This is a genomic window from Actinoplanes sp. NPDC020271, assembly GCF_044388125.1.
Lineage (GTDB): Bacteria > Actinomycetota > Actinomycetes > Mycobacteriales > Micromonosporaceae > Actinoplanes.
This window is the reverse complement of the sequence record NZ_JBIRWQ010000006.1, coordinates 22,457-45,611: the sequence shown is the minus strand read 5'-3', so window position 1 is coordinate 45,611 and position 23,155 is coordinate 22,457. Positions and strand designations below refer to the sequence as shown.

Sequence of the window (23,155 nt, the reverse complement as noted above, 5' to 3'; positions counted from 1 at the left end):
TGCTCGCCCTCTCGGCCCTCGCCCTGGCGCCGATCCCGCTGTTCTTCGCCACGTTCCAGCGGCTGCTCGTCGCGGGCTTCGCCACCTCGGGCCTCAAGGGCTGAGGCCCCGGAGCGCTCGAGACACAGCCACGAGGACCGGCCGAGAAGCGCGACCGAGCCGCCCGGAGCAACCCCGGCGGATCGGCCGGAAGCGTGACCGTCCTACCAACTGGGAGTTGAGATGGAACTGCCGCACCTGTCGCGCCGCACGTTCGTCCGGGGCGTCGCTGCCGCCCCCGCGCTCGGGATGATCCCCGGACGCACGCCGTCTGCTGACGCCGTACCCCTCAATCGGGAAACCGCGGGTGAGGCGGCGCCGCGGCAGGTCAGCCTGCGGTGGTTGGAGGGGAGGCCCGCGGCAGGCGCCGGGAACACCTGGGGCGTGCCGTGGCCGAAGGGTGCGCTGCCGGCGACCGAGAGTTTTGCGCTGGCGGCGGCGGACGGTGCGGAGGTGCCGGTGCAGACGTGGCCCCTGGCCTTCTGGCCGGACGGCACGCTGAAGTGGAGTGCGCACGCGATCCCGGCCGATGCGCCGCTGACCGAGACGTACACGCTGACGCGGGGCACGCCGAGTGCCGGGAAGACGCCGCCGGTGCTGGTGGTCGATTCGCGGGAACGGATCACCGTCAACACCGGGGTGATCAAGGTGGCGGTCGAGCGGCGTGGATCCGCACTGATCAGCTCGATCACGCGGGACGGCGTCGAGATCGCGCGGAACCTGCGGCTGATCAGCCTGCGGCAGACCAAGATCGAGGCGTACCGGTCCAGCAGCGAGCCGCTGACCAGCACGATCACGTCGGTGAAGGTGGAGCAGCGCGGGCCGGTACGCGCGGTGATCCGGGTCGACGGGAAACATCAGCGGCGCGGGCGGTCGTGGCTGCCGTTCAGCGTGCGGCTCTACTTCTACTCCGGCGCCGAGCACGTCCGGATGGTGCACACGTTCGTGCTGGACACCGACGGGAGCAGCGAGTTCATCGCCGGGCTGGGCGTGCGCGCCGGGGTGCCGATGCGGGACGCGCTCCACGACCGGCACGTGCGGCTCAGCGGGGACGGTGACGGGCTGTTGCGCGAGGCGGTCCGCGGGATCACCGGGCTGCGACGGGACCCGGGCGCGACCGTGCGGGCGGCGCAGATCGCCGGCGAGAAACTGGCCGACCCGGCGACCTGGGACCAGCGCGTCACCACCCGGCTGGAGCTGATCCCCTCGTGGGGCGACTACACGCTCAGCCAGCCGACCAGTGAAGGCTTCACGATCAAGAAGAGAACCAGGCCGGGGTACGGGTGGATCACCGCCGACGCCGGTCGGCGCGCCCCCGGTTTCGGGTACGTGGGTGGCGTCTCCGGCGGGCTCGGTTTCGGGATGCGCGACTTCTGGCAGCGGCATCCGTCGCAGCTGGACATCCGGAACGCGGCCACGGACGAGGCGGAGGTGACCGTGTGGATGTGGTCGCCCGAGGCCGGGCCGATGGACACGCGCTTCTATCACGACGGGATGGGGCAGGACACGTACGCGGAGCAGTTGCAGGGTTTGGAGATCACCTACGAGGACTACGAGCCGGGATTCGGGACTCCCTACGGCATCGCCCGCACCACCGAGCTGATGTTCTGGGCGTTGCCCGCGACTCCCCCGGCCGCCACGCTGGCCGCGCTCGCGCGCCTCGTCGCCACGCCGCCGCAGATCGTCGCACCGCCCCAGCACCTGGCGTCGACCGGCGTGTTCGGCGGCCTGTTCGCGCCGGCCGACCGGTCCACCCCGGCCCGCGCGAAGATCGAGGACCGGCTCGACTTCCTCTTCGCCTACTACCGGGACCAGCGGGAACAGCGACACTGGTACGGCTTCTGGAACTACGGCGACATCATGCACACGCCCGACGCGGATCGGCACGTGTGGCGGTACGACGTCGGCGGTTACGCCTGGGACAATTCGGAGCTCTCGCCGGATCTGTGGCTGTGGTTCGCCTACCTGCGGTCGGGTCGCGCCGACATCTTCCGCTTCGCCGAGGCGATGACCCGGCACACGGGCGAGGTCGACGTCTACCACCTGGGGAAATGGGCCGGGCTGGGCACGCGGCACGGCGTGCTGCACTGGGCCGACAGCGCCAAGCAGCAGCGGATCAGCACGGCCGTCTACCGCCGCTTCTACTACTACCTGACCGCGGACGAGCGCTGCGGCGACCTCATGCGCGAACTGGTCGACTCGGACAGGACCTTCCTGGCGCTCGACCCGCTGCGCAAGATCCGGACCGAGCCGTACACGCCGGACCCGCACGCGCTCTCGATCGGCCTCGGCACCGACTGGTCCGGCCTGGCCGCGGCCTGGCTGACCGAGTGGGAGCGACAGGGCCCGTCCGCCGGCACAGCGCAGAAGAAGCTGCTGGCGACGATGCGCACGATCGCCCGGATGCCGAACGGTTTCGTCACCGGCAGCGGCCTCTACGACATCGACACCGGCGAGTTCGCCGAGGCCGCCAAGACCGTCAGCGTGTCGCACCTGAGCGCGATGTTCGGCCAGGTGGAGGTCTGTGCCGAGCTGATCGGGCTGGTCGACGTGCCCGGCTTCGAGCAGGCCTGGTTGCAGTACTGCCGGCTGTTCAACGCGACCAAGGCGGAGCAGGCGGCGGAGACCGGTGCCGACTTCGGCAACCTGATCCTCAAGCAGGGGCATTCCCGGCTTTCCGCGTACGCCGCGGTCCGCCTGAACGACGACACGCTGGCCGCCCGCGCGTGGTCCGAGTTCACCGGCACCGACGGTTACACCGACGCCTCGCCGTGGCGGACCGTCCGGCGGGAGGGCCCCGACGTGCTGAATCCGGTCGACGAAGCATCCTGGGTGGACACGAACACCACCGCTCTGTACGGGCTCGCGGCGATGCAGAACCTGGCTCTGATCGGTGATCGCCTGAAGGCTTGACATTGGCGAGCACGCATTTCCACACTGTTACGACCACCGATGTTTACGTAAACACGAAGGGTCACGCATGAGGATCCTGCTCGCCACGCTCCTGAGCGCAACCTCCTTGGCTGTTCCGCCGACAGCAACCACCACGATCACCCCCGACCCCTCCTACCAGGGCGCCGCGTGGCAGGGCTGGGGCACCAGCCTGGCCTGGATGGCCGAGGCCACCGGCGGTTATCCCGACGAGATCCGCAACCGGCTCGTCGACCTCGTCTTCGGCGCCGACGGGCTGAACCTCAACATCGCCCGGTTCAACATCGGCGGCGGGAACGCGCCGACCGTCAAGGACTACCTGCGGCCGGGCGGCGCGGTCCCCGGCTTCTGGAAGGCCGACCAGCAGTACACCCCGGCCGACAAGGAATGGTGGAACCCGGCGGACGACGCGGACTGGAACTGGGACGCCGACCCGAACCAGCGCTGGTGGGTCGACCAGATCAAGGACAAGGTCACGCACTGGGAGGCGTTCAGCAACTCGCCGCCCTATTTCCAGACCGTGAGCGGTTACGTCAGCGGCGGCTTCAGCTCGACCACCGACCAGATCCGCGCCGACAAGGTCGACGACTTCGCGCGATACCTGACCCGGGTGACCAAACACCTGGAGCAGGCGCACGACATCACCTTCGACTCCATCGAGCCGCTCAACGAACCCAACACCAACTATTGGGGTACGACCCTGGGCGCCGGTGGGCAGCCGACCGGTGGCCGGCAGGAGGGCGCGCACGCCGGCCCCGCCTCGCAGGCCGCCGTCATCTCGGCCCTGGCCAAGGCATGGAACGGGAACATCGCCGCACCGGACGAGACGAACCCGGGCACGATGGTCACCGGCTTCTACGGCTGGACGCCCGAGGCCCGGGCGGCCGTCGACCGGTTGAACGTCCACACGTACGGGACCGGCCAGCGCACCAGCGTCCGGGACATCGCCAAGGCGGAACAGAAACCGCTGTGGATGAGCGAGGTCGAGGGCAGCTGGGGGCACGACTACACCAGCATGGACTCGGGGCTCGGCATGGCCCAGCGCATCGTCGACGACATCCGCGAGCTGGAACCGTCGGCGTGGGTGTTGTGGCAGCCCATCGAGGACGCGAAGAACATGCGGGCCGAGGGCGACCTCCAGTGGGGCGAGATCCACGTCCCGTTCGACTGCACCGCCGCCGACACGCTGACGACGTGCCCGATCAAGACCAACACGAAGTACGACACGATCCGGAACTTCACCCACTACGTGAAACCCGGTGACCACTTCGTGAAGGTCTCCGACACGCGCAGCCTCGCCGCGGTCAACAAGACCGGCGCGACGGTCGTGCACGTCAACCCGGCGACCACGGCCGAGTCGGTCACCCTCGACCTGTCGAAGTTCGCCTCGATCCGCCGCGGCGCGACCGTCACGCCCGTCGTGACCAGCGCGGACGGCAAACTCGTACCGGGCCGGCCGATCCGGGTCAGCGGCAAGCGGACCACGCTCACCGTGCCGGCCCAGTCCGTGACGACGTTCCTGGTCGACGGAGTCTCCGGAGGCGCCGGCCGGCCCCTCGTGCCCGGGCACCCGTACCGGCTGCAGGGCGTGGCCAGCGGGAAGTCGCTCGCGCCGGGCCCGGTCATCACCACGTCGTCCGCCACCGCCGCCGACCAGCTGTGGACGTTCGAGCCGGTCGGCGACGCCTACCGGGTTACCAACGCGGGCACCGGGCAGCCGCTCGACTCACTGTGGCGGGTCTCCACCACCGGCGACGGCACGTACACGCTGATCAACGTGGACGCCAAGCGGCTGCTCGACGTCAACGGCGGCTCCACCACGGACGGCGCGCCGGTCGGGCTCTACCAGCCCACCTCCGGCGGCAACCAGCGCTGGACCGTGATCGACGAGAGCGTCGGCACGCCGCGGCCGGCCCGCACCTTCACCGTGCCGGGCCGCGCCCCGACGCTGCCGGCGACGGTCACCGACGGCTCGCACACGCTGCCCGTGGTCTGGAACCTGCCCCCGGCGAAAGCCTGGCGCCACCCGGGCCTGGTGAAGGTGACCGGCACCGCCACCGACGTGCTCGGTCGGACCCACCGCGCCACGGCCGAGGTGACCGTGGACGTCTTCACCTCGACCGAGCCGGGCCGGGCCAAGACCTTCCCCGGCGGTCAGCCCGCGCTGCCCGCGACGGTGGTCGCGGTCGGCAAGTACGGCGGCCGGGCCGACGTGCCCGTGACCTGGGAGCCGGCCACCTACCCGGCGACCGGCGTGCTCACGGTCCGCGGCACGGTTCCCGGCCTGCACCTGCCCGCGACGGCACGGGTGCAGGTCACCACGCCGGTCGACAGCCCGCTCAGCAGCGGCGTGTCGGTCGCCGCGTCCTACACCGAGCCGGGTTACTCCACGGCCGGGCTGACCAACGGCGACACCACCGGCAAGGCCTGGTCGAACTGGAAGTCGTCGGGCCGCAACTCCGCCGACACGCTCACCGCCACCCTGCCCGCGGGCACCTCGCCGTCGCACCTGACCGTGCACTTCTACCAGGACAACTCGTCCGGCGGCGGGCTCGCCCAGAGCGTGCAGGCCGGAGTGCCCGGCGCGAACGGCAGCTGCGCGGTCTCCGGCCCGGTCGTCGCGGTCGGGGTGAACAGTCCGCTCGCGGTCGACGTGCCGATCCCGGACGGCGTGACCGGGGCGGTGTGCGTAGTGCTGACCGCCGTGCCGAACGGGTACCTCACCGTGTCCGAGCTGCAGGTGTCGGCCAAGGCACCCGGGGTCGGCACCGACGCGACGGCCGCCGGGATCGCGGTCGACGGGGTGGCGATCCGTGGATTCGATCCGGCTGTCACGACGTACCGAATCACGAGCAAGCATCCCGGCCGTGCGGTGATCACCGCGACCACGGCGGACCCCTACGCGACCGCAACCGTTACGCGGACCGGGACCACCCGAGTCGTGACGGTGACCGCCGAGGACGGGGTGACCCAGGTCGAGTACCGAATTCAGCTGGTCGGCAAAGACCACTAGCCCGCGTTGCTCCCGCCTCTCCCGGCCGCCTCCGAGCCGGCCCGGGAGAGGCGGGGTGCAGGCGCCGGACTGTCCGCAAACAGCCGCTCGAGGCCGGCTCCCAGCCGATCAGCGCCCGGCGCCGGCGCCTACCGGCGCGTTCGCCGGCCACGCCGATGAGCGGACGCCTCGGTGTTTCGTGCGGGACGATCGGGGAATGCGGCGCCCATGCCGGTCACCACCGAGGATCCCCCGCTGCCCGGTCACCTGCAGGTCGAGGTGACGTCGGCGTGCAACCTGCGCTGCACGATGTGCCTGGTCCGCTATCGGCCACCGGTGAACAAGCTGGCCGGGGCGATGCGACCGGAGCTCTTCCACCGGCTGGTCGACGAGTTGCCCCTGCGGCAGGTGACGTTGCAGGGGCTCGGCGAGCCGCTGCTGTCGCCGTACCTGCCGGAAATGATCGCCACGGCGGTCGGCCGCGGGATCCGGGTCGGGTTCAACAGCAACGCCACGCTGCTCACCCGGCGTCGCGCCGAGGAACTGGTCGCCGGCCGGGTCGACTGGTTGCACGTGTCGCTGGACGGGGCCGGGCCGCGGGTCTACGAGGCGATCCGGGAGGGCGCCAAGTTCGACACGGTGATCGCCAACCTGGCCGGGCTGGTCGCGGCGAAACGTGAGGCGGGCAGCGCGACCCCGTGGATCCGGGTGGTGTTCGTGGCGATGCGGGACAACGTCGACGAGTTGCCCGCCCTGGTCCGTCTGCTGGCCCGGACCGGGGTGGACGAGTTGCGCGTGCAGAACCTGTCGCACAGTTTCGACGACGCGGCCTCGGCGTACGAGGAAATCCGGTCCTTCACCGCCGAACAGGCGCTCTGGGACGCCGAGCCGCCCGCGTTCGCCGTCGCGACGGAGGCCGCCCGCGAGACCGGGTTGCGGCTGCGACTGCCCAGCCCGGCCGGTGCCGGCGGCGGCAACTGCACCTGGCCGTGGGAGGCCGCGTACGTGACCAGCGCCGGGACGGTCCAGCCGTGCTGCATGGTGATGGGCGACGACCGGGTGAGTCTCGGCGACCTCAACGAGTCCAGTTTCACCGACATCTGGCACGGCCCGGCCTACCGCGACTTCCGGCGCCGACTCGACAGCAGCGAGCCGCCGGACGTGTGCCGCGGCTGCTCCCTCTACCGGCACACCTTCTGAACTTCTACTTGTCGCTCACCACAAGCTCAAAGTCCGCTGTCTATTTCATGTCCGCTCGACCGGCGTGATCCCGGCCCTTCGCCCGCTGTTCCGTTATTTGGCACGCGCTTGCCCCAGCAGGGGGTTCAGGATGCGGTGGTGACGCTTTCCTCAAGCAATCGTCCGACCACCGTGGACGAGTACACGGAGTGGAACACCAAGGAGCTCGCCAAGTCGTCGATCAGCCGCCGCTCGGCGCTGAAGGCGGTCATGGCCGGTGCCGGCGGCTTCACCGCGGCACAGTTCAAGCTCGCCGACGCGGCGTTCGCGGCCGGTGGTGGCACCGCCGGCACGGCCGGCGTGGTGGTCTCCGGCCGCCACATCTCGTTCGTCCCCGGCCGGGACGGCATCCCTCAGCCCGCGATGGCGGTCACCGCCCAACTGGTCAGCAAGACCGGCGGCCTGCCGCGCGGCCTGCGTGCGTTCGTCGAGGTCGGGACCGCGCCCGGGCACTACGGCGGCCGGCACGAGGCCGACATCCAGCACCTGGTCGGGCAGTACGCGATCCCCGGCGGCCCGATCGGCAGCCAGTTCTACCTCAAGGCGAAGATCACCGGCCTGCGCTCGGGCACGATCTACCACTACCGGGTCCGGCTCTCCGACGGCACGGTCTCCGGCGACGCCCACTTCACCACCGCGCCGGACGAGCACCACTCGCTGCGGGTCGCCAAGCCGTTCACGTTCACCGCGTTCGGCGACGTCGGCACGAACAACGCACCGGTCGACCCGAGATACGCGTGGGGTCAGGACCCGCCCACGGTCACCGCCGCGAACGGCGCCTGGCCGAAAGGCGTGTTCGACAACAACTACTACAGCGCCACCGACCCGGTGGCCGGTGCCGGCGGCACCGACCCGGCCCCGGCCGTCACCCAGACCAATCTGATGGCCTCCCAGCACCCGGTCTTCACGCTGCTGGCCGGCGACATCTGCTACGCCGACCCGTCCGGCACCGGGCTGCCGGCCGACGACTCCACCGCGCTCACCACGGGCGCGGCCGCGGGGAAGAACCTCTACAACCCGTACGTCTGGGATGTGTTCTTCAACCAGATCGAGTCGCAGGCGGCCTTCACCCCGTGGATGTTCGCCACCGGCAACCACGACATGGAACCGCTCTACGGCGACACGGCGTTCCTCGGCGACAGCCCGACGCACGGTTACGGCGGCCACGTCAAGCGCCTCGACCTGCCCGCCAACGGGCCGAGGACGTGCCCCTCGGTCTACCGCTTCATCTACGGCAACGTCGGCGTCATCTCGGTCGACGCCAACGACCTGACCGCGGAGATCCAGACGAACACCGGTTACTCCCAGGGCGCCCAGCTCACGTGGCTGGACGAGACACTGAAGGCCTGGCGGACCGACCACGAACTCGCCGAGCGGGTCGACTTCATCGTCGCGTTCTTCCACCACTGCGCGTACTCGACGACCAACAACCACGCCTCCGACGGCGCGGTCCGCTCGGCCCTCGACCCGCTGTTCACCAAATACCAGGTGGACCTCGTCGTCCAGGGCCACAACCACCTGCTGGAGCGGACCGACCCGATCAAGAACGGTCGCCGCACCAAGGGCGCCCCCGACGGCTCGACGATCCATCCGGCCACCGACGGCGTCACCTACCTCACCGCCGGCTCCGGCGGCCGCCCCCGCTACCCGTTCCGTCCGGCGCCGAGCGCCGCCGCCCCCGCACCCACCGGGATCGAGCCCGAAGGTGCGCAGCTGCTGCCCGAGGGCCAGCGGTACCGCGGCTACACCCCGCCCGGCGGCGCCAACGTCACCGAGAACAACACCGAGAACATCGTCAACAGCTATTACTGGTCAACGGCGGGAACGGCGGTCAACGCCTCCGGTTACCCGGCCGGCACGAAGGTCCCGGAAACCGTGGACTGGTCGCAGGTGCGCTACGACGACTACGCGTTCATCGCCGTCGACGTCATCCCGGCGCGCCGCGGGCAGCGGACCACGCTCACGATCCGGACGCTGGCGGACGCGCTCCCCGGCAGCGGGCAGCCGTACACCGAAATCGACCGCATCACGCTCTCCCGAGTAGCCGGCCTCAACCGCATCCGCACGATCATTCCCGGTCACTAACCCCCTACATTCTTCCTGTCCCAGCTCCGCTGTGGTCCGAGCCGCCGCTCCCGCGGGGACCCTTACGGGCTTCGCAGGGCCGTGGCCGGCCCGGAACGCGAAGCCCGTAAGGGCGGCCTCCGTGGGTGGGCGCGGTCACCCCGGACGCGGGCTCCGCGGCCGGTCCCGCAAGCAGCGCGCCTCGCTCGCCCGGCTGGTTCTCATGGTCGTTGTCAGGGGCGAACAGCGACCATGAGGACCGGCCGGGAGCAGCACCGTTCGGATTAGCCGGATCTTCGCCGCAGAGTCAGCGGAAAATCACTCGGCGTCGACGATCGATGACTTCCGGATGGACGGATGGCCATCAATCATGTTGATCTTCATCCACTTCGGACCTGGGCTCCGTGATTGATGGCGGTGGGCAGGGGGCTCACCGTCCACGGGTGGGCCCGGGCCCACCCGAAATCCGCAGGGGGATTCTCATGTTCGCAACCAAGCGTTCTCGCATCCGCGCGCTCGCGCTCACCGGTAGCCTCGTCGCCGCGGGCGTCACCGTCGGGGCGGTCACCTTCAACGCCTCGGCCGCCGAGACGACAGTGGCGACATCGGCCGCCGCCTCCAACACGAACGCGGTCGCGCCCGTCGTCAACGCGATCCCGGAGGCCATCCGCCCGCCGGCCGGCTCCCGCCCGGTCGGCGCGTACGTAGTCACCACCGGCACCCAGAACTACACCTGCGCGGCCACCGGCACCTACCCGACCACGTCGACACCCGAGGCGCAACTGCTCGGCACCGGCGGCCGGATCCACCACTTCGCCGGGCCGACCTGGCAGTCCGTCCGTGACAACTCGCTGGTCACGGCGAAGAAGGCGAAGGAGTCGGCGCGCACCGGAACGATCGCCGAGCTGCTGCTCGAGGTCACCAGCCACTCCGGGAAGGGCGTGCTGAGCAAGGCCGACTGGATCAACCGGCTGTACACGTCGGGCGGGGTCGCGCCGACGACGCCGTGCACGCCCGGGCAGACCGTGCAGGTGCCTTACCAGGCCCTCTACGTCTTCTGGGACGACCCGGCCGTCCCGGCCGTCTGACCCACCGATGACGCCGGCCCGGCGGCCACCCCGCCGGGCCCGTCAACCGCTCTCGCGGCCGTAGTGGCGGATCCTGAACTCAGGCTCCTGCTCCCAGAATCGCGAGATCTCCGCAACGATCTCCTGCAGCTTGTCGCCCACCCCGGGAGGCAGCGGCTCACCGTTGTCGTCCCAGCGCGGCGCCGCGGGCAGGTAGTAGAGGATCCGATGATCGCCGCGGTCCACGGGAATCATCAACGAGTGCTCACCGAGGCTGAGAAGCATGTCCTCGCGACCCGCACCGGCCAGCGTCAGACCACTCTCGACGTGCAGCGCCATCTGCGACATCACCTCTCGCACCGTCATGCCGGGCCCCCTTAGAACGGATCGACTTCCTTGATCGTCGTGACGTTCGGATTCCATTGCAACGCCGGTTTCTCCTTGGTGTACCAGACGCTGCCGGACCATGCCTTGTGCGTCCAGGCCGTGGCCTCCCCCGAAGCGGTCTGGGCATACCGCTCGGACAGCCGTTTCCAGACTTCCAACGCTTGATCGTTGTTGATCGGTGAGCCCTTCTCGAAGAGTCGCATGTCGTCGAATCTCCGGCCCCCCGAGGTCATCTCGAGTGTCAATGACCTGACGCCGTCGACCTGCTTCTCCGCGTAGGCCCGCATCTTCTCGTCGTTCGGCTGAACTCCGGAATAGAAGTTCGCGCCGTGGCGCGGACTCCACACGTCGGCGTTCTCGACCTCGTGCATCAGGCCTTTGAACGCGGTCTTCCGGCTGCCGTTCATCGTCTTCTCGGCGACTTTCCTGGCGCCCGCCTTCTCCAGCATCTTCGCGGCCTTGCGCAGCAGCGCGGCGATCTCCCGCTCGATGAGCGCCATCGCCTCGTGGATAAGCTTGCGGACCGCCACCCGGGTCAGGCCGATCCAGACCGGAATCTCCGCGAGCGTCGCCCCGGCCGTGACCGTCGCCGTCGCGACCGCCTGGCCGACCTCGAACGCCAGGGCGGTGAGCTGCGCGATGAACGCCGTCTTGAGGCCGATCGTCACGCCGGCCATGGCGATCAGCGCGCCGCCGATGATCTCGGCTGCGGTGGCGGCCTCGGTCAGGTGCCGGCCGGGGCCGTCCTCGCCGTTCCACCAGCGTTCGAACGCTTCGACGGTGGCGCCTTCGTTGTTCAGCCAGACGTCGCGGGCGGTGGCGGTGGCCTGGTCGGCGTGGGCGCGCATCCGGGTGCCGTGGTCGATCCACGCCCGGCCGTCGGCTTGGAGCTGGTCCTCGTCGGCTTCCGGCCACTCCAGGCCGATCCAGCCGAGCGGCTCGGTCAGTTCGTGCGGCAGCGTGATCGTCATGGCCGGCTACCCCCCGCTACTTGCGGCCGGGCCCGAGGCAGCCGAGCCCACGGCAGCCGAGCCCACGGCAAAGGGGCCGCCCGCAGCGAAGTCCGCGGCCGGGGCGGGGGCACCGGTGGGAGCGGCCGTCACGTCGTACAGCGAAGAGGCATTTGCGGCGTCAGCCGCCGCCACCGATCGCGCCTGCATCATCAGGGTCGCCGCCGCGAAGCCGACCTGTTCGGTGTAGGAGCCCATCGCGTCGAGGGCGAGGTCCCGGACGGCCCGGTAGGCGAGCGCGAACGTGCTCCCGGTCTCGTCGGCGCCCCACGGATCGGAGGCCGCGCCGACCGCGGTTTCCAGCGATGCCACGTCGTCGGCCATCCGCTGGGCGATCCCGGCGAGGTCGCGCCCGGCCGCGGCCACGCTCTCCGGGTCGACGCGGAGCTGCCCGCTCACCACGGCCGGGCCGCCCGCCGGTTCAGGTCGTTCAGGGCGGTGGCAACCTCGGCGAACCGCCGTTCCGCGGTGTCCGACGCCTCGGCGAGCGCCCGGGTGAGCCGTTCCGGGGCAACCGGAGCGCCGTGCCACGACGGCGCCTGCTCGGCCGCCCGGTCCTGCGCTGTGGTGAAGGCCGCGATCAGCGCCGCCCGCAGGTCTTCCACCGGCATCTGGGTGACCCGGGGGTCGAGGTAGAGGTCGGTGAGCCGGCCGCTGCCGTCCAGTTCGACCCAGACGCGGCCGGCGGCGGCGTCGGCGGAGACGAAACCGGACGGGTCCGGCGAGAAGTGCGAGAAGTTCGGATGGTCCCCCACGGCGCCCCTCCACATCGGCCGTTCCGGGAACGCCGTGTGAAGCGGCGCTCACCCCCTGTGCTGCCGAATACAGCCAGAAGATGGAGCGCGTTCAATGAAAAGCCCCGCGGGCCGAAAAAGGTCCGCGGGGCTTCTGCTGCCGGAGGGCTTACTCGGCCCCGTCGGGCCCGTTCGTCAGGTCCATGAGCTGCTGCGTCACGTGATTGGTCAGCGCCTGCTGGTAGCCGGAGGCGAGCTGCCCGAGCTTGTCGATCTCGTCGATCAGCTGGGCCCGCTTCTCCACCAGGCTGTCCATCGCCTCGGCGTGGTTGCGGCGCGCGTCGCTCTCGATCGTGCTCGCCTTCATCTGCGCCTCGGCGGTGAGCTGGTCGGCCTTGCCGCGGGCCTGCTCCATCAGCGCCTCGACCTCGCGTTGCGCGTCGCGCATGTGCTCGTCGGCGGTGCGCTGGGCCATCATCAGCACCCGGGCGTTGCGGTCGTCGTCGCCGACGGTCGGCAGCGCGCCGGACGGGGCGGCGCTGCGGGCTCGCTCCAGCTGCTGCTGCATGTTGCGCGCGTTCTGCTCGGCGCGGGCGCGGGCCTCCTGGAGGCGCTCGAGCTGGGCCTGCAGGTCGGCGAACTCGTTGGTGATCACCATGGTCGCGGCCGGGTTGCCGCCACCGCCACCACCGCCGCGCGACGCCTGGTTGCGGAGCGAGTTGTTCTCCTCCAGCAGGCGGATCAGCTCCTGCTCGACCTCGTCGAGGAAGGCGTCGACCTCTTCCTCGTCGTACCCCCGCTTGCCGATCGGCGGCTTCTTGAAGGCCACGTTGTGGATATCAGCTGGGGTGAGCGGCATCGCATTCCTCGGTTCCCGTCGGCGGACGTGGTGCGGCCCGAAATCCTACGCAACGACGGCACGTTACCGCCCGTGGGCATGATCACGCTTACCCGAAGTCGCTGACCAGGCTCGATGTGAGCAGGCGCACGCCCGGGTCATGGCGTGCAGGTCACGGATAGTACCGGCCGTGGGGCCGCGGCGCACGGGCAGATCATGCGAACCGGCTCAGCGCGACGGCCCAGTGCGCGACGAAGCCGACGACCGCACCCAGACACATCCACCGGCCGAACGACACTCGTCCCGGCGTCCGGGACAGCCAGAACGCGATGCCGATGAAGAGCGAGACGACCAGCAGGCACAGCCCACCGGCGAGAGCGGCGGGCGTCGCGTCCGCCACGCAGAGCAACTGTGGGACGACGCCGGCGTCCAGCCCGGCCATTCGCGGCCATCGTTTCCGCCACCATCCGGCCATCGACACTCACCCCCGTACGCGCATTGTCCGAAGTAAATGTAATTACTCGGCACCTGCGAACTCGGGCACGCGTCTCAGACTTTGGCCACGCGCACCTCTCCGGCCCGGTGCTGCGCGACGCCGGTGATCACGCCGGCCACCATGATCGCGGCGCAGAGCGCGACCCGGACGACCGGCGTCAGCCCGGGCAGCAGGGTGGCGGCGAGGACCAGGGGCACACCGAGGCCGGGCCAGATCGCGGCGACGCGCCACCGCCGGGACAGGACGGCCTGGATCGTCGCGGCGCTGAGCAGGTAACCGGCCAGCCCCGTGCCGAGCACGGCCCGGGTCCCGAGCGACAGGTGGTCCTCCGCACCGTGCAGGATCGCGTGTTCCAGCCCGACCGCCACGGCCGCGAGGCTCACGGCGACGGGCAGGTGGGCGTACACGTAGAAGTCGTGCACGCCCTGGCGCGTCCGCTCGCCGCCCTCCTGGACCAGGCGGCGCTTGGCGGCCCCGCCGGAGAGGTCGAAGTAGGACCACCACAGCCCGGCCGCGGCGAGGAACCCGAACGTCGCGGCGAGCAGCACCTCGGCCGCCCAGTGCCCGCCGCGCAGGCCGACCACGACGGCCGCCACCGACTCGCCGAGCACCAGGATGACGAAGAGGCCGAAGCGTTCCGGCAGGTGTTCCATGTGCAGCGGCGGCGCGTCCGGGACGCGCGCGGCGATGGTGGGTCCGAGCAGGTCGAGGGCGACACCGACGGCCCACAGGACATAGCGGCCGGTGCCCGGCACGCCGAGCGAGATCGTCCAGCACATCGCGCCGGCGACATGCCCCCAGAGGTACGGCCGGATCCCCGCGCGTGCCTCCGGCAGGTTCCGCCACACCCGCAGGTAGCCGATGATCAGCGTCATCCGCAGCAGCACGTAGCCGAGCGCGAACCAGCGCGACCCGTCCCCGATCGCCTCCTCGGCGGAGGCGGCCATGACGATGACCCCGGCCATGCCCCCGAGCGTGAGCAGCCGGAAGATCGCGTCGTCGGTGTCGAACCGGTTGGCGTAGAGGGTGGCGCTGGCCCACGCCCACCAGCCGGCGACCAGGATCGCCACGAACCGGAATCCACCGCTGAACGTCTCGTGTTCGGCGAGCACGTCCGCGCAGCGCCCGACGAAGAGCACGAAGGCGAGGTCGAAGAAGAGCTCCAGGCGGGTCGCCGAGCGGTTGGAGTCGCGGTTGACGTCCGGTGGCCGTACCAGCTCGCGCCCCTCCTGGTCTTCCTGGTCCAACCGTTCCCGATCCGTCATGGCCTGGTTGATACCCGCCAGGAAGAGATCCGAATCAACGTCTTCACCATGAGGAAAGCGCTTGCCTGCATTGACGTTCACTGATTGGATGACCGGCATGACGCTTGATCGGAGAACCCTCTTGCGCGCATCCCTCGGTGGCGTGGCCGCCGGCGTCCTGAGCGCACCCGTCGCAGCGCAGGCGCATCGGCGGACCACCGTCTTCGTGGCCGGCGACTCCACCGCCGCGACCTACGCGACCGCCGACCTCCCCCGGGCCGGCTGGGGCCAGGCCCTGCCCGCGTTCCTGCGGCGCGACGTCGCCGTGGTCAACGGCGCCCTCTCCGGCGCCAGCTCGAAGAGCTTCGCCGACCTGGGCCGGCTCGACCTGATCCTGGACGCCATCCGCCCCGGCGACACGCTGCTGGTCTCGTTCGGGCACAACGACGAGAAGATCGAGGACCCGGCGCGCGGCACCGACCCGTGGACCACGTTCCAGGACTACCTGCGGCTCTACCTGGACGGGGCGCGGGCGGCCGAGGCGCATCCGATCCTGGTGACCCCGGTCGAGCGGCGCCGGTTCCGGGCCGACGGCACGCCCTACCTGTCGCACGGCGAGTACCCGGACGCGATGCGCGCCCTGGCCGAGCAGACCCGCACCCCGCTGATCGACCTGACCGCACTCTCGTTCGCGCTCTGGTCGGAGCTGGGCCCGGAGCCGACGAAGGACTGCTTCCTCTGGCTGGACGCGGGCGAGTCGCCGAACTACCCGGACGGCGTCGCGGACAACACGCACTTCCAGGCGCACGGCGCGATCGAGGTGGCCCGGCTGGTGGTGGCCGGCGGGTGCACGATCCCCGGCCGTGACCAGCGCGCCCTGCACGATCCGTCCGTCCCGGACGACGTGCTCACCTGGCCGGCGACCCGACCCGCGGAGAGCTGAAACAGCACGTGAATGCCGGGCGAAATCTATAATTTCCGTATGGATCGGCGCCGCGCAGCGGGTAGACGCTGACTTCGTGACCGAAACAACCGTGGTCCTCATCCTCGTGGTCATCACCGCCCTCGGCTTCGACTTCACCAACGGCTTCCACGACACGGCCAACGCGATGGCGACCTCGATCGCCACCGGCGCGCTGCGTCCGAAGGTGGCTGTGCTCCTGTCCGCCGTGCTCAACCTGGTCGGCGCGTTCCTCTCCGTGGAGGTCGCGCTCACCGTCACCAACGCGGTGGTCAGGATCCAGAACAGTGACGGAACACCGAAACAGGAACTCCTCGCCGACGGCGGCCGGGCCCTGTTGCTGATCGTGCTGGCCGGCCTGGTCGGCGGCATCGTCTGGAACCTGCTGACCTGGCTGCTCGGCCTCCCCTCGAGCTCCTCGCACGCGCTGTTCGGCGGCCTGATCGGCGCCGCCGTCGCCGGCCTGGGCTGGGCCGGCGTCAAGTGGAACGGCGACGGTTCCAAGCTCGACGGCGTCGTCGGCAAGGTGCTGCTGCCGGCCGTCATGTCACCGGTGATCGCCGGCGTGGTCGCCGCGGCCGGCACCTGGGTGATCTACCGGGTCACCCTCGGGGTGGCGAAACGCTTCACCGAGAACGGCTTCCGCTGGGGCCAGATCGGCTCGGCCTCGCTGGTCTCGCTCGCGCACGGCACCAACGACGCGCAGAAGACGATGGGTGTCATCACGCTCGCGCTGATCGCCTCCGGTGAGTGGACCGACACCAAGAACATCCCGCTGTGGGTCAAGATCTCGTGTGCGCTGGCCATCGCGCTCGGCACCTATCTGGGCGGCTGGCGGATCATCCGGACGCTGGGCAAGGGCCTGGTGGAGATCACGTCACCGCAGGGCATGGCGGCCGAGTCGGCGTCGGCGGCGGTGATCCTCTCCTCCAGCCACCTCGGGTTCGCGCTCTCCACCACGCACGTGGCGACCGGCTCGATCCTGGGCAGCGGCGTCGGCAAGCCGGGCGCGCAGGTGCGCTGGGCGGTCGCGGGCCGGATGGTCGCGGCGTGGCTGATCACGCTGCCGGCCGCCGGGATCGTCGGCGCGGTGATGTGGTGGATCGGCGACCTGGTCGGTGGCCTCGGCGGTGCCCTCGTGGTCTTCGCGATCCTGGTCGCGCTCGCCGTCTACATGTACCTGCGGTCGCGCCGCGAGCCGATCGACCACAACAACGTCAACGACGAGTGGGACGTCCCGGCCACCGCGCCGAAGGCGACCGCCGGCGCGGCGAGCTGAGCGGGCGAGGAGACGACATGCACAACCTGACCCTGGCCTTCGCAGGCGCCTGGAAGGTGCTGGCCGCCAGCCTGATCCTGGGCGCCGGGCTGCCGGCGATCTTCGCCCTCGGCATCCGCTCCCTCGCGTACGGCGCGGGCGGCGACGCCGAGGTGCACGAGACCGGCACCGCCGGGCCGAAAGCGCACCCGATCGGCACGATCGGCGGGTACGTCGCGTTCGCGCTGGTGTTGCTCGGCATCGCGCTGGGCATCACGTTCATCGTGGCGACCGGCCTCGGGAAGGCGCTCAGCTTCGAGCACCTCTACCCGACCATCGTCGACAAGCACTGACCGGAGACGACAGTGAGCGAACAACGGTCGAACTTCCTCACCCGTGCGATCGAGTGGCTGCGGGCCGGCTACCCGGACGGCGTCCCGCGGCGGGACTACGTGGTCCTGCTGGGGCTGCTGCGCCGCAAACTGACCGAGGACGAGGTCCGCAAGATCGCGCAGGAGCTGGCGAGTCAGTCCCAGCCGGCTGACGGCCCGATCACCGGCGCCGGGATCGAGGAGATGATCAGCGCCACGATGCTGCAGGAGGCGACCCCGGCCGACGTGGTCCGGGTCTCCGCTCACCTGGCCGCCGGTGGCTGGCCGCTGGCCGATCCCCCGCCCGCCGAGTGAATGTGACCGAGTAGGACCCGGACGGCGCCCGCGGGCGGCGTCCGGGTTCCCGTCCAGATCGCCCGCAGGTCCCGCCGCAGCGTCAGCCCCGCCACCACGACGTGCGCCAACCGGCCGGTACGCAGGTCGTCCTCGACCGCGAGCCGGCTGATCACCGCCGGCCCGGCCCCGGCCAGCACCGCCGCCCGCACCGCCGCCGTGGTCGACAACTCCAGCCCGGCCGCTGCCGGCTCGTGCCCGGCTCCGCGCAGCGCCGCCGTCAGGACCTCCCGTGTCCCCGAGCCCAGCTCCCGGCTCACCAGCGGGGTCCGCGCCAGCTCGGCCGGCGTCACCCCGTCGCGCCGGCGGGCCCACCGATGCTCCGGCGGCACGACCAGGACCAGCTCGTCGTGCGCGACCACGCGGCTGCGCAGCCCGGCCGGCACGCGCGGCCCCTCGATGAACCCGAGATCCGCCGTTCCGGCCCGCACCTGCTCGATCACCTGGTCGCTGTTGGTGGCGGTGAGCACCACCTCGGGCGGTGTCCCGCCGCGACGTGCGGTGTCCGCCCGGCAACTGACCAGCCAGCCGGGGAGCAGATGCTCGGCAACGGTCAGGCTGGCACTGACGCGCAGCCGGGTGCGGCTGTCCTCGCGCAGCGCGGCCAGGCCCGCGTCGACCTCCTCGGCGAGCCGGATCAGCCGGTCGGCCCACTGCGCGACCACGACACCCTCGGGCGTGAGGCGGGCGCCACGGGTGGTGCGGGTGGCCAGCCGCACGCCGGTGCGCGTCTCGAGCGCGGCCAGGCGTGCGGAAACGGCCTGCTGCGTCAGCCCGCTCTCGCGCCCGGCGGCGCTCAGCGTGCCCGTCCGGGCGACGGCCAGCAGGATCTCCAAGGCGGTCAGGTCCGGCATGCGGAGGCTCAGGGTCACAACGACTGATGGTACGGACTCACAAGCGCCCCTTGTGACTCCACAAGAACCGCCCTGCTACCGCGATGGGCGGTTCCGGACAAGGGTGAAGTCATGCGCACCTCCGCTCCGAACCGATTCGCCTCCGTGATGGGCACCGGCATCCTCGCCGTGGCCGCCACCACCCTGCCGTGGCAGCCGCCTGGGCTGCACCCGCTCGCCATGGGCGCCTGGGTCCTGGCGACCGTCCTGCTCCTCGTCCTGCTCGCCGGTGCGCTCCGGAATCCGCGCGCGGCGCTGAGTCACCGCGCCGACCCGGCACTCGCGCACTTCTACGGCGCGCCGCCGATGGCACTGCTCACCGTGGGGGCGGGCACGCTGCTCGTGGGGCGCGACCTGATCGGGACGACGGCCGCGGTCGCCGTGGACTGGGTGCTCTGGAGCGCCGGGACGGCCGCCGGGCTGGTGTCGGCCGTCGCCGTGCCGTACCTCCAGTTCACCCGGCACGGCGGCGAGGACGGCGCGACCGGCGCGTGGCTGATCCCGGTGGTGCCGCCGATGGTCTCCGCGACCACGGGCGCGTTGCTCGTGCCACACGCCCCGGCCGGGCAGATCCGGCTCGCGCTGGTGCTCGGGTGCTGGGCGATGTTCGGGCTGAGCCTGGTGGCGTCGTTCGTGGTGCTGACCATGATCTGGCAGCGGCTGGCCGTGCACCGGGTCGGGGCGGCCACGACCGTCCCGGCGCTGTGGATCGGGCTCGGGCCGCTCGGCCAGTCGATCACCGCCGCGAACGCACTGGGCGACGCCGGGGCGGGAGTGCTGCCCTCGCCGTACGCACATGCGTTTCGGGTCCTCGGAGCGCTTTACGGCGTACCCACGTGGGGTTTTGCTCTGCTGTGGGCCGGCCTGGCCGCAGCCGTGACCGTCCGGGCGGCGCGTGCCCACCTGCCCTTCACGCCCGGCTGGTGGTCGTTCACGTTCCCGGTCGGTACGTGTGTGACGGGCACCTCAGCGCTCGCCGCGCATCTCGGCTCGGCGATGTTCGCGCTGCTCGCGACGGTTCTCTACGGTGTGCTGCTGATCGCCTGGGCGATTGTCGCCGTTCGGACCGTCCTGGAGTCCCGGACGGTGGACCCGAGGCCCCGGGAGCCGCTCGGTTACGGAAGAATCGCAGCTCGGATCTTGTAATGCTTGCGCTTTCGTTCTTCGTTGCGACAGAGAGGAGGACCCGACATGACGGCGACCCAGAACGCACCCGCGGTCCACATCCAGCCCGGGCCCACCGACAACCAGGCCGTCCTGATCGTGCACGGCAAGGACCGGACCGGAATCGTCGCCGCGATCAGCGCGGTGCTCGGCAAACACGACGCCAACATCGTGTCGCTGGATCAGTACTCGGACAATCCGCACGGCGGCGCGTTCTTCCAGCGCACGGTCTTCGCGCTCGACCACCTCAAGGCCCGGCTCCCCCAGGTGGAGCTCGACCTGCAGGCCAAGCTGGCCGAAGGCTTCGAGCTGGAGTACACGCTGCGTGACCTGTCCGTCCCCAAGCGCGTGGCGATCTTCGCCTCCAAGGACGACCACTGCCTGCTCGACCTGCTCTGGCGCCACCGCCGCGGCGAACTGCCGATCAACGTCTCCATGGTGATCTCGAACCACGCGGACACCGCCAACGAGGTGCGGTTCTTCGGCGTGCCGTTCTTCCACGTGCCGTCGGCTGGGCCGGACAAATCGGCCGCCGAGGCGCAGCACCTGCAGCTGCTGCGGGGCAACGTCGACTTCATCGTGCTCGCCCGCTACATGCAGATCCTCAGCGCGAACTTCATTGAGCACGTCGGCGTGCCGATCATCAACATCCACCACAGCTTCCTGCCGTCGTTCATCGGCGCCGGGCCTTACGCCAAAGCCAAGGCACGCGGGGTGAAGCTGGTCGGGGCGACCGCCCACTACGTGACCGAGGACCTCGACGAAGGGCCGATCATCGAGCAGGACGTCGTTCGGGTCTCGCACGCCGACACCGTCGCGGACCTGCAGCGGCGCGGGGCGGACGTGGAGCGGGCGGTGCTGTCCCGGGCCGTCCGGTGGCACAGCGAGGACCGCGTCATCCGCCACGAGAACCACACCATCGTCTTCGCCTGATTCCCGTTCTCCTCGCCCGGCCGCGTCCTGGCCCCCGCTCTGCCGCCGCCGGGCCGTCGGCCCGCCGCGGTCGCTCGCCCGGCGGCCTCCGGGCTGTCGCCTGGTCGAGGTCGTCTCGCGAGGTGGGCGGGTGGTCCCGGTGGCCGGGCGGCGGGACGGGGTCAGGCGGGCTGCGGGGTGGGGACGGTGATCCAGTTGGTGTACTTGCCGGTGCGGTTGTCGCCGGAGGACTGGCCGCGCAGCCGTCGCTGGATCCACGGCAGCACGTGCTCGCGGTAGTAACGGGCTTCGGCCAGCAACCCGCCACCCGCCGCCGGACCGGGATCGATCACGTGGGCCGGGGTGGGGTGGCCGAGAGCGGTCAGCACGGTGCTCGCCACCCGGCGGTGACCGGCGGCGTTGAGGTGGAGGCGGTCGGGCGACCAGTACCCGGCGCGGCGGATCTCTTCGTCGTGCCACATGTCGACGAAGGTCAGGTCGTATTTCCGGGTGAACGGCGCGACCGCCGCGGTCAGCGCGTCCCCCTTGCGGCGCATCGAGCTGCCGAACGGCAACCGGCTGGACGGGTCGGCACCGAACAGCAGCAGCACCTTCACTCCCTCGTCCAGGCAGCGGCGGATGGCTTTCTCGGTCATGTCGACGAGGGTGCCCATGTCGCTGCCGGGCCGCATCATGTCGTTGCCGCCGCCGTTGAGGGACAGCAGCGTCGGTTTCGGGTCGAGCGCGAGCGCGGCGTCGAGCTGGTCGGTGACGATCGGCTGGAGCAGACGGCCGCGGATGGCCAGGTTCGCGTACTGGATGGGTTCGCCCAGCCCGGCGGCGAGTCCGGCGGCGACCAGATCGGCCCAGCCGCGTTCGCTGCCGTCCGGCTGAGTGTCGCCCATGCCCTCGGTGAAGCTGTCCCCGATCGCGACGTACCGCATCCCCGCACCCCTCCCAGTTGATCAGGATCAGACTAGTCAGCGGGCGCGGCGACCCGGTGGGCTTGCGGCGACCCCGTGATCCAGGACTCGCCGGCCAGCACCACCAGCGCGGCGACGACCAGGATGCCGCCGGCCAGCGGGGTGGCGCGGGCGCCCCACGTCTCGAGGACTCCGGCGCCGAGCAGCGAGCCGGCGGCGATGCCGACGTTGAAGGCGACCGAGTTCCCGGCGGAGGCCATGTCGGTGCTGCCCGGCGCGACTTCCAGGACCCGGTTCTGCAGGGCCGGGGTGAGCGCGCCCAGCCCGAATCCGGTCGTTGCGAGCAGGACGGCGGTGACCGGTTTCGACGTGGCCGCCGGGTAGGACGCGAACAGTGCGGCGGCGAGCAGCACGACCGGTCCGATCATCGCGGCGCGCTGCCGGCGGTCGGTGGCGGCGCCGCCCGCGGCGATCCCGGCGAAGTCGGCGACCCCACGGGCGAGCAGCAGCGGGCCGAGCGCCGCGGCCGCGTACCCGGTCGCCAGGGTCAGGAACAGCTCGGTGTAGGTGAACGCGGTGTAGAGCCCGGCGACCGACAGCGCGGTCACGGCGACCACGACGGCGTAGCGCCGTGCGTCCGGGCTGGTGCCGGTCGCCGCATGGGAATTCGTCACCTCGATCTTCGGCATCAAGAAGATCAGCATTGCGTACGCCGTGAGCGCCAGACCCGCGAGCGCCAGGAACGCCACGCGCCACCCGTGCCGCTGGCCGATCCACGTCCCGGCGGGCACGCCGAGCATCGGTCCGAGTGACGCCCCGGCGAAGACCACCGCGTTGACCCGGCCACGGACGTGCACCTCGAACATCGCCGAGACGATCGGGCCGACGACCGCCCAGAACAGGGCCTGGGAGAACGCGACGCCGAGCCGGACTCCGAGCAGGACCGGGTACGTCGGTGCGGCCGCCGTGGCGACCGTCGAGACCACGAGCACCGCGAGCAGCGTCGCGATCAGCCGGCGCCGCGGCACCCGGCGGGTCGCCCAGGTCAGCGGGAAGGTGACGACGCTGACCGTGACCGCGTAACCGGTGACGAGCAGGCCGACTGCCGACGCGGAGACGCCCAGGTCGCCGGAGATCAGCGAGAACAGACCGATCGGGAGGGTCTCGGTGGCGACGTAGCAGAACGCGGAGACGGCCAGGGCCACCAACGCACCGACAGCCGGCATCGCCGCCCCCTCCGCGATCGGACTCCGGCTTACTTTAACGAGGATCGATGGG

The 23,155-nt window shown here is 71.0% G+C and carries 21 protein-coding genes; 11 read left to right on the top strand and 10 right to left on the bottom strand.

Features of this window, described 5'->3' with window-relative positions:
• Positions 1 to 222 precede the first annotated feature (222 nt).
• The 5 genes from ACH442_RS15390 to ACH442_RS15370 all read left to right on the top strand — a co-directional run bounded on the left by ACH442_RS15390 (position 223) and on the right by ACH442_RS15370 (position 10,353).
• Positions 223 to 2,952 (top strand): hypothetical protein, encoded by a 2,730-nt coding sequence (locus tag ACH442_RS15390; RefSeq protein WP_396338647.1) that lies wholly within the window; start codon positions 223 to 225, stop codon positions 2,950 to 2,952.
• Between the two features lie 67 nt (positions 2,953 to 3,019).
• Positions 3,020 to 5,983 (top strand): RICIN domain-containing protein, encoded by a 2,964-nt coding sequence (locus tag ACH442_RS15385; protein ID WP_396338646.1) that lies wholly within the window; start codon positions 3,020 to 3,022, stop codon positions 5,981 to 5,983.
• A gap of 207 nt (positions 5,984 to 6,190) precedes the next feature.
• Positions 6,191 to 7,162 carry a radical SAM protein gene (locus ACH442_RS15380; RefSeq protein WP_396338645.1) on the top strand — a complete coding sequence of 324 codons (972 nt, stop codon included), beginning with the start codon at positions 6,191 to 6,193 and terminating at the stop codon, positions 7,160 to 7,162.
• Between the two features lie 135 nt (positions 7,163 to 7,297).
• Positions 7,298 to 9,286: a purple acid phosphatase family protein gene (locus tag ACH442_RS15375; protein ID WP_396338644.1), complete on the top strand. Its 1,989-nt coding sequence runs from the start codon at positions 7,298 to 7,300 to the stop codon at positions 9,284 to 9,286.
• 461 nt (positions 9,287 to 9,747) lie between these two features.
• Positions 9,748 to 10,353, top strand: coding sequence for a DUF3455 domain-containing protein (locus ACH442_RS15370; protein ID WP_396338643.1), 606 nt, complete (start codon positions 9,748 to 9,750; stop codon positions 10,351 to 10,353).
• A gap of 42 nt (positions 10,354 to 10,395) precedes the next feature.
• Here ACH442_RS15370 and ACH442_RS15365 read toward each other — a convergent pair whose 3' ends face one another.
• From ACH442_RS15365 to ACH442_RS15335, 7 genes are all read right to left on the bottom strand, one after another.
• On the bottom strand, positions 10,396 to 10,698 hold the full coding sequence (locus ACH442_RS15365) for a hypothetical protein (RefSeq protein WP_396338642.1): 303 nt from the start codon (positions 10,696 to 10,698) through the stop codon (positions 10,396 to 10,398).
• Positions 10,699 to 10,709: 11 nt separating this feature from the next.
• Positions 10,710 to 11,690, bottom strand: a complete 981-nt coding sequence (locus tag ACH442_RS15360) for a hypothetical protein (RefSeq protein WP_396338641.1) — start codon at positions 11,688 to 11,690, stop codon at positions 10,710 to 10,712.
• A gap of 6 nt (positions 11,691 to 11,696) precedes the next feature.
• The gene (locus ACH442_RS15355; RefSeq protein WP_396338640.1) at positions 11,697 to 12,128 is read right to left on the bottom strand and encodes a hypothetical protein; all 432 of its coding nucleotides are present in this window, start codon (positions 12,126 to 12,128) and stop codon (positions 11,697 to 11,699) included.
• Positions 12,125 to 12,484, bottom strand: a complete 360-nt coding sequence (locus ACH442_RS15350) for a YbaB/EbfC family nucleoid-associated protein (protein ID WP_396338639.1) — start codon at positions 12,482 to 12,484, stop codon at positions 12,125 to 12,127. The genes ACH442_RS15355 and ACH442_RS15350 overlap by 4 nt, the downstream gene beginning before the upstream one ends.
• Positions 12,485 to 12,632: 148 nt before the next feature.
• Complete coding sequence (locus tag ACH442_RS15345) at positions 12,633 to 13,322, bottom strand: DivIVA domain-containing protein (RefSeq protein ID WP_396338638.1); 690 nt, start codon at positions 13,320 to 13,322, stop codon at positions 12,633 to 12,635.
• A gap of 193 nt (positions 13,323 to 13,515) precedes the next feature.
• On the bottom strand, positions 13,516 to 13,743 hold the full coding sequence (locus ACH442_RS15340; protein WP_396338637.1) for a hypothetical protein: 228 nt from the start codon (positions 13,741 to 13,743) through the stop codon (positions 13,516 to 13,518).
• A 107-nt stretch (positions 13,744 to 13,850) separates the two neighbouring features.
• Positions 13,851 to 15,062, bottom strand: coding sequence for a low temperature requirement protein A (locus ACH442_RS15335; protein ID WP_396338636.1), 1,212 nt, complete (start codon positions 15,060 to 15,062; stop codon positions 13,851 to 13,853).
• 121 nt (positions 15,063 to 15,183) lie between these two features.
• Here ACH442_RS15335 and ACH442_RS15330 point away from each other — a divergent pair, with 121 nt between their 5' ends.
• The 4 genes from ACH442_RS15330 to ACH442_RS15315 all read left to right on the top strand — a co-directional run bounded on the left by ACH442_RS15330 (position 15,184) and on the right by ACH442_RS15315 (position 17,946).
• Entirely contained in the window at positions 15,184 to 15,984 is an 801-nt protein-coding gene (locus ACH442_RS15330; protein WP_396338635.1) for a rhamnogalacturonan acetylesterase, read from the top strand.
• Between the two features lie 76 nt (positions 15,985 to 16,060).
• Positions 16,061 to 17,281: an anion permease gene (locus tag ACH442_RS15325; protein WP_396338634.1), complete on the top strand. Its 1,221-nt coding sequence runs from the start codon at positions 16,061 to 16,063 to the stop codon at positions 17,279 to 17,281.
• A gap of 17 nt (positions 17,282 to 17,298) precedes the next feature.
• The gene (locus ACH442_RS15320; RefSeq protein ID WP_396338633.1) at positions 17,299 to 17,613 is read left to right on the top strand and encodes a hypothetical protein; all 315 of its coding nucleotides are present in this window, start codon (positions 17,299 to 17,301) and stop codon (positions 17,611 to 17,613) included.
• A gap of 12 nt (positions 17,614 to 17,625) precedes the next feature.
• Positions 17,626 to 17,946, top strand: coding sequence for a DUF3349 domain-containing protein (locus tag ACH442_RS15315; RefSeq protein ID WP_396338632.1), 321 nt, complete (start codon positions 17,626 to 17,628; stop codon positions 17,944 to 17,946).
• On the opposite strand, the gene ACH442_RS15310 is transcribed toward ACH442_RS15315, so the two are convergent.
• Entirely contained in the window at positions 17,895 to 18,857 is a 963-nt protein-coding gene (locus tag ACH442_RS15310; protein ID WP_396338631.1) for a LysR family transcriptional regulator, read from the bottom strand. The genes ACH442_RS15315 and ACH442_RS15310 overlap by 52 nt on opposite strands.
• Before the next feature lie 93 nt (positions 18,858 to 18,950).
• Here ACH442_RS15310 and ACH442_RS15305 point away from each other — a divergent pair, with 93 nt between their 5' ends.
• Positions 18,951 to 20,024, top strand: coding sequence for a TDT family transporter (locus tag ACH442_RS15305; protein ID WP_396338630.1), 1,074 nt, complete (start codon positions 18,951 to 18,953; stop codon positions 20,022 to 20,024).
• Positions 20,025 to 20,069: 45 nt separating this feature from the next.
• Positions 20,070 to 20,975 (top strand): formyltetrahydrofolate deformylase, encoded by a 906-nt coding sequence (purU, locus tag ACH442_RS15300; protein ID WP_396338629.1) that lies wholly within the window; start codon positions 20,070 to 20,072, stop codon positions 20,973 to 20,975.
• Between the two features lie 161 nt (positions 20,976 to 21,136).
• On the opposite strand, the gene ACH442_RS15295 is transcribed toward purU, so the two are convergent.
• Positions 21,137 to 21,898, bottom strand: a complete 762-nt coding sequence (locus ACH442_RS15295) for an SGNH/GDSL hydrolase family protein (RefSeq protein ID WP_396338628.1) — start codon at positions 21,896 to 21,898, stop codon at positions 21,137 to 21,139.
• Between the two features lie 32 nt (positions 21,899 to 21,930).
• Positions 21,931 to 23,103: an MFS transporter gene (locus tag ACH442_RS15290; protein ID WP_396338627.1), complete on the bottom strand. Its 1,173-nt coding sequence runs from the start codon at positions 23,101 to 23,103 to the stop codon at positions 21,931 to 21,933.
• Positions 23,104 to 23,155 lie beyond the last annotated feature (52 nt).